Source organism: Streptomyces sp. NRRL WC-3549 (genome assembly GCF_000721935.1).
In the GTDB taxonomy this organism is placed as follows: domain Bacteria; phylum Actinomycetota; class Actinomycetes; order Streptomycetales; family Streptomycetaceae; genus Streptomyces.
In genome coordinates, this window is sequence record NZ_KL585414.1 from 65,334 (window position 1) to 66,767 (window position 1,434).

Annotated in this window: 1 protein-coding gene; it reads left to right on the plus strand. The window is 69.7% G+C overall.

Annotated features, from left to right (window positions below; genetic code table 11):
* The first annotated feature begins 537 nt into the window (after positions 1-537).
* Positions 538-1,418 (plus strand): IS5 family transposase gene (locus IH13_RS42570; RefSeq protein WP_110085032.1). Its coding sequence is split into 2 segments (ribosomal slippage): positions 538-898 and positions 898-1,418, totalling 882 coding nucleotides; the frame shifts between segments, so codons are not numbered across the junction.
* Positions 1,419-1,434 lie beyond the last annotated feature (16 nt).

Consider the following 1,434-nt stretch of genomic DNA (forward strand, 5'->3'; position numbering starts at 1 on the left):
CAGCCGCCGTCGCCGCGGCACTCACCGCCATCGGCATGATCGGCCTTCACAACGGCGATCCCCTCGGAGATGGGGCGCCCTCGCCCGTGTCGCCCGGCCACAGCGGCCGGACGGTGAAACCTGCTGCCGGCGCCGCGCGCCCCTGATCCCCGCGCTCGCCGGACCCCCGGCGGGCGAGCCTTCGCCTACGTCGCTGCTGCCGGGAAGCGCGGCCTGCGCGTCCGCTCAGCCACTTCTGTCGGCATACGCGACTGCAGCCCGCGTCGGCACAGCGTCAGGCTGACCGGCGCTCGTCCTGCAGCGTCCGATCCGCGGTGACGGAGCGTCAGGACAAGCGTCGAAATGACCGACAGCCACCGTGGCAACGGCGTTGGAACTCTCCCACCGTCCCGGCACCGTCCGGTGTGAAGCCAGGCCGGACGACGTTCGTGAGGGGTAGGACCCGCTTGAAGTTTCCCCGTGATCCTGGACACTCGTCCGTTAGGCACTGTCCGGCGGATCATGTGACCTTCTGATCGGTCGCTCGTTGGTTTGGGCATGGGTCGGGGGGATCTGACGAATCGCGAGTGGTCGTTACTGGAGCCGCATCTGCCACCTCTGGGTGGCCGGGGTGGCCGGTGGAACGACCACCGCATCGTGGTCAACGGCATCCTGTTCCGGATTCGGACCGGTGTTCCCTGGCGTGACCTGCCAGAACGTTACGGCTCGTGGAAGACCGTCTATGAACGGCATCGCCGCTGGTCCGCGGACGGCACCTGGGACCGGATCCTGAACGCGGTCCAGGCCGAGGCCGACCTTGCAGGGCGGATCGACTGGTCGATGGTCGGCATCGACTCGACGTCCTGCCGGGCCCACCAGCACGCGGCTGGCGCACGCAAAGCCCGTCCGCGAATCCCGAAAAAAGGACGACGCCCCGGCACCACCGACCCGACGAGGGACTCGGACGGTCCCGGGGCGGTTTGACCAGCAAGATCCACCTCGCCGGCGAAGGCGGCTGCCGCCCCATGGCCCTCCTGCTCACGCCGGGCCAGTGGGGCGACGCCCCGCAGATGGTCGAGGTCCTGGACCGGATCCGGGTTCCCCGGCCGCTGGGCGGACGGCCCCGGACCCGGCCGGACCACGTCAGCGGCGACAAGGCATACAGCTCTCGCCGAAACCGCCGCTACCTGCGAAGACGCCACATCCGGCACACGATCCCGGAACCGAAGGACCAGCGGGCCAACCGCCGCCGCAAAGGTAGAGGGGGCGGCAGGCCAGCCGGCTTCGACCGCGACCACTACCGGCGCCGCAACGAGGTCGAGCGGACCATCAACCGGCTCAAGAACTCCCGCGCGGTCGCGACCCGTTATGACAAACGGGCCTACGTCTTCCACGGCACCGTCACCGCCGCAGCGATCCGACTCTGGCTCCGCCAGTGATCCGCCGGACAGAACC